Here is a 4,962-nt window from a genome sequence, read left to right on the forward strand (position 1 = left end):
GCACGGACGGCAGGGCGTCGGGCGGGGTGAGCGCCCGCGCCGGGTACGGCCTCGGCTTGGTCTCTCGCTTCATCGGGATCTGGCCGGTGAACGAGCTGGGTGAGTCCATGGAACCGAGCGAGCTTTCTGCGGCCCGCGCGGCGGGGGCGCCCACCGGGGCGAGGACCGCGGTCGTTTCCGCCGGGGAACTGCCGGGCTCTTCGGCGCCGGCGGTGTCCTCACCCGCCAGGTGCTGGCCCGGGATGAGCACGGTGGCGCGGAGGCCGCCGTAGCGGGACGGGTCGAAGGTGACGGTGATGCCGAGCCGGGCGGCCAGCCGCGCGACCACGAACAGGCCGAGGCTGGAGTCGGCCCGCAGCGCCATCGCGTCGAACTCGGGGGCCTCCGCCATCATCGCGTTCGCCCACTCGCGGACGCCGTCCTTCATCCCGAGGCCCTGGTCGGACACGTCGACGACGACGCCGCGCGCGACCATGCGGCTGGTCACCTCGACCGGCGACCCCGGCGGCGAGAACGACGTCGCGTTGTCGACGAGCTCGGCGATCAGGTGGATGGTGTCGGCCACCGCGGCACCGACGATGGCGACGTCGGCGACCTGCTCCACCTGGACCCGCGCGTACTGCTCGGTCTCCGAGACGGCCGCGCGCAGGACCTCCATCAGCGCGACCGGCTTGCGCCAGCGGCGCCCGGGCTGCTTGCCGCCCAGGATGATCAGGTTCTCGGTGGTCCGGCGGGCGCGGGCGGCGAGGTGGTCGAGCTGGAACAGCGACGCCAGCTGCGTCGAGTCGTCTTCCCGCGCTTCCATCTCGTCGAGGATCTGCAGCTGCTGGTGCACCAGGACCTGGTTCCGGTGCGCGATGCCGAGGAACACGTTGTGCACGCCGCTGCGGGCCTTCGCCTCGCTCGCCGCGGCGTTGACGGCGGTCAGCTGCGCGGTGTTGAACGCCTCCGCCACCTGCCCGATCTCGTCGCGGCCGTGGTCCAGCTGCGGCAGCTCTTCCTTGAGGTCGACCGGTTCGCCGTTCTTGAGCCGCTCCACGATGTCCGGCAGGCGGTTGCGGGCGAGGTCGAGCGAGTCGTTGCGCAGCCGCGCGAGGCGCGTCATCAGCGCGCGGTCGACGAGCGAGCGCGACACCCGCACCGCGACGATGATCGCCGCCAGCGACGCGAGCAGGGCCAGGATGCTGCCGATGATGACGTTGCGCAGCTGGGCGTCACCGGAGTCGATCGCGGCCGCGGAAACCTTGTCCGCCTGGGTGATGGCCAGGTCGTTGAGGCCCTGCGCGACCTGGGTGGTCGCGTTCAGCCAGTCCGTTTCGGACACCGGCACGGTGTGCTGCTCGCTGGGCGACCACGGCCCGTGCTTGACGATCGCCTCTTCGGCGGTGGCCAGCTGCTGCCAGGCGGTGCTCTTGGTCAGCGCCCGGTACCGGTCGCGGACGTTCGCGTCGAGGAACGGTTCGATCTGCGCCAGCTGCGTGCGGTAGGTCCCGGACAGCTGCGCGAACTGGGCGAAGTCGTCGGGGGCGAAGGTGCCGGCCGAGAAGGCCGTCGACACGAGCGACGTCTCGCGCGACATCGCGTCCCCGGCGCGGAAGACCGACGTCGCGGTGATGCCGCCGGTCGCGGCTTCGGCGTCCGGCACGACGCGGGCCTGGGTGTCGAACAGGTTCGACGCCGTGTCCATCACGCCGTTGTAGTAGTTGTTGACCTGCGTGCGGTCGATGCTGCGGAAGCTGATCTGCGAGCGCAGCACGGGCAGCTGGTCGAACTGCGACTTCAGCGCGTTGACCTTGGACGCGATCTCGTCCGGCGCGTTCGAGATCGTCGCGGCGAACGCGTCCTGCAGCGTGCCGAGCTTCTCGTCGGTGACCTTCTGCTGCGCCTGCAGCCGGCCCGGGCCCAGCGCGGGGTCGTCCAGGTACTGCAGCGCGCTCTGGCGTTCCTTCTGGAATTCCGCCAGCGCGGTCGCGGCGGGGATGGACACCTCACGGACCGAAGCGGCGACCAGCCGGACGTAAACGCCGTTGAAGAGGAAGTAGGAAGAGACCGCGATCCACAGCACCAGCAGCGTCACGCTGGGAATGAGAACGGTCCTGGTCAGCCTTTTGCGGATCGACTTGTCGTACGGCTTGTCCGACTCGTCCTTGGCGTCTTTGTTCAGCACGGCGGTTCACGAACTCCTGAGTGACGGTCGGCGAGGAAAGGGGACCCGGACGAGGAAGCGGACACGACGATGGGACACAGCGGCCGCCGTCACCCGTCTTCGCCTCACCCTCCGTGTTGCCGCGGAATCGATCAGGGTCCGTTTTTTACCATGAACCAGCGAGGGCTCGCGGTGCTGACCCGGCTGGTGGACGGTCGTCCGGCACGGGGCGAACGGTGTTTACCGAGTGCGTCGGGGCGGTTACGGGCATTTCCTCTGGTAACGGCCTCGCGGCTGTTTTCGCCGTCTTGCACACTGGGCCGATCGGGTGAATGTGAATTCGCCCGATGCGGCGGACGGGTTGTTCGCGTTGCTGGAAAGAAGGGGCAGGGGTAGTGCCTCTCCGCACCCGGTGCGGCGCTTGATGATCTTGACCACAGGGGGTTCGTGACGGCGTGTCGTGACAGCCGGTCAGGGTTCGCTGTAGCCGGGTTCCGCGCGGAGGTCGGGACGTGGCCGCCGGGTTCGCGGACGCCGTCGGGGTCGCCGCCGCCGGTCACCCACACGGTCACCGCGCCCCATTGGTCCAGCCGGGTGCCCGCGGCCGGGAGCTGGGCCACGACCAAGCCGTTCAGGAGCGGGTGGGGGCTGTCCGGATCGGGCCCCTGCAGCGTCAAGCCCGCGTCGTGGCCCGACAGCCACGCGTCGAGCGCCTGCCTGCCCCGGAAGTCCGGCACGACCACCGGCCGCGGTTCGTCCGCCACTGCTCCTCATCCGCTTCCCAGGCTATCGGCGCCGGCAAGGCTCGGTTGACAAAGCATCGGCTCTTGTCAAACCAGCTTTACATCACCTACAGTTTCGTAAATCACTCGAGGAGGCGTGATGAGCGAACTGACCGGAACCGTCCCCGCCGGCTCGACCGAGCTGTGGCGGGACCGCAAGCGCTACCTGTGGCTGATCGGCCTGGTCGTGCCGTCCCTGGCGTTCCTCGCCATCGGGCTGCACGCGGCCACCGGCTGGGGCGGGTGGTTCTGGATCGGCCCGGTCGTGATCCTGGTGATCGTGCCGCTCATCGACCTGGGCGCCGGGCTGGACCGGAGCAACCCGCCCGACGACGTCATCGAGCGGCTGGAGAACGACCGGTACTACCGCTGGATCACCTTCGCCTTCCTGCCGATCCAGTACATCGGCTTCGCCACCGCGTTCTGGCTGATCGCCCGCGGGGACCTCACCGTCGCGGACAAGATCGGGCTGGCCGTCTCGATCGGCTGCATCGGCGGGATCGGCATCAACACCGCGCACGAGCTGGGGCACAAGAAGGAGAGCCACGAGCGCTGGCTGTCGAAGATCGCGCTGGCGCAGAGCTTCTACGGGCACTTCTACATCGAGCACAACCGCGGCCACCACGTCCGCGTGGCGACGCCGGAGGACCCGGCGAGCAGCCGCCTCGGCGAGAGCTTCTACCGCTTCTGGCCGCGCACCGTCTTCGGTTCGCTGAAGTCGGCGTGGCGCCTGGAGCGCAAGCGCTACGCCCGGCGTGGCAAGCACCCGTTCCGCCTCGGCAACGACGTCCTCAACGCCTGGCTGATGTCCGCGGTGCTGTGGGCGGCGATGGTCGCGTGGCTCGGCATCGGAGTGCTGCCGTACCTGGTGATCCAGGCCGTCGTCGGATTCTCACTGCTGGAGGTCGTCAACTACATGGAGCACTACGGCATGCTGCGGCAGCGGGTCGGCGTCGAAGGCAAGCGGCGCTACGAGCGGGTGGATCCCAGCCACAGCTGGAACTCCAACAACATCGCCACCAACGTCCTGCTCTACCACCTGCAGCGGCACAGCGACCACCACGCGAACCCGACGCGCCGCTACCAGACCCTGCGCGACTTCGCCGAATCGCCGGTGCTGCCCACCGGGTACGCCGGGATGATCGTGCTGGCGCTCGTGCCGCCGGTGTGGCGCCGGGTGATGGACCCGCGGGTGCTCGCCCACTTCGGCGGCGACGTCTCCCGCGCGAACATCCAGCCGTCGAAGCGCGAGAAGATCCTGGCCCAGTACGGCACCCGCGTCACCGCGGCCGAGCCCGCGCTGACCGACACCCACGGCGACGCGACCGAAGGCGGCATGTGCCCGGGCTGCGGGTACGTCTACGACGAGAAGCTCGGCGACCCGCGCGAGGGCTTCCCGGCCGGCACGCCGTGGTCGGCGATCCCGGACTCCTGGTGCTGCCCCGACTGCGGCGTCCGCGAGAAGGTCGACTTCGTCGCGCCGGGCCGGGTGGGTGCGTGATGCGGATCGAAGCGGACCGCGGCAAGTGCGACGGCCTCGGCATGTGCGAAGCGATGGCGCCCGACTTCTTCGAGGTCGGCGAGGACGGCACCGTCGTCCTGCTCGACGAGCGGCCCGGCGAGGAACACCGGCAGGACGTCGCCGCCGCCGTGGACTCCTGCCCGGTGCTGGCCCTGAGGCTGACATGACCCTCGTCGTCGTGGGCGCGTCGCTCGCCGGGCTGCGCGCCGTGGAAGCCGCCCGCCGCACCGGCTACCGCGGCCGGATCGTGCTGATCGGGGCCGAGGAGCACCTGCCCTACGACCGGCCGCCGCTGTCCAAGGCATTCCTCGCCGCCGGCGGGCCGCGGGCGGTCGAGCCGTTCCACACCGAGGAGGTGCTCCGCGAAGTCCTCGGCGTCGAACTGCTGCTCGGCGCGCCGGCCGACGGACTCGACCTCGGCTCGCGCGAAGTGACCGTCGCGGGCCGGGCCGTGCGCTACGACGCGCTGGTGATCGCCACCGGCGCGACCGCCCGCACGCTGCCCGGGGCTC

4 protein-coding genes are annotated in these 4,962 nt (G+C 70.3%); 3 read left to right on the plus strand and 1 reads right to left on the minus strand.

The features are described 5' to 3' along the window. On the minus strand, window positions 1-2,167 hold a 2,167-nt coding region (locus G3I65_RS10325), incomplete at its 3' end, for a nitrate- and nitrite sensing domain-containing protein (RefSeq protein WP_160695900.1). A gap of 861 nt (window positions 2,168-3,028) precedes the next feature. On the opposite strand from G3I65_RS10325, the gene G3I65_RS10335 reads away from it, so the two are divergent. The 3 genes from G3I65_RS10335 to G3I65_RS10345 form a co-directional block, all read left to right on the plus strand. Further along, on the plus strand, window positions 3,029-4,429 hold the full coding sequence (locus tag G3I65_RS10335) for a fatty acid desaturase (protein WP_160695902.1): 1,401 nt from the start codon (window positions 3,029-3,031) through the stop codon (window positions 4,427-4,429). Next, window positions 4,429-4,617 carry a ferredoxin gene (locus tag G3I65_RS10340; RefSeq protein WP_160695903.1) on the plus strand — a complete coding sequence of 63 codons (189 nt, stop codon included), beginning with the start codon at window positions 4,429-4,431 and terminating at the stop codon, window positions 4,615-4,617. The genes G3I65_RS10335 and G3I65_RS10340 overlap by 1 nt, the downstream gene beginning before the upstream one ends. After that, a partial coding sequence (locus G3I65_RS10345) for an FAD-dependent oxidoreductase (protein ID WP_160695904.1) occupies window positions 4,614-4,962 on the plus strand: 349 nt, incomplete at its 3' end. The genes G3I65_RS10340 and G3I65_RS10345, both read left to right, overlap by 4 nt.

The organism is Amycolatopsis sp. SID8362, from assembly GCF_010550475.1.
GTDB lineage: Bacteria > Actinomycetota > Actinomycetes > Mycobacteriales > Pseudonocardiaceae > Amycolatopsis > Amycolatopsis eburnea.

Coding starts and splice junctions, on each gene's coding strand:
- G3I65_RS10335 (WP_160695902.1), top strand. CDS start 3,029: ATGAGCGAACTGACCGGAACCGTCCCCGCCGGCTCGACCGAGCTGTGG.
- G3I65_RS10340 (WP_160695903.1), top strand. CDS start 4,429: ATGCGGATCGAAGCGGACCGCGGCAAGTGCGACGGCCTCGGCATGTGC.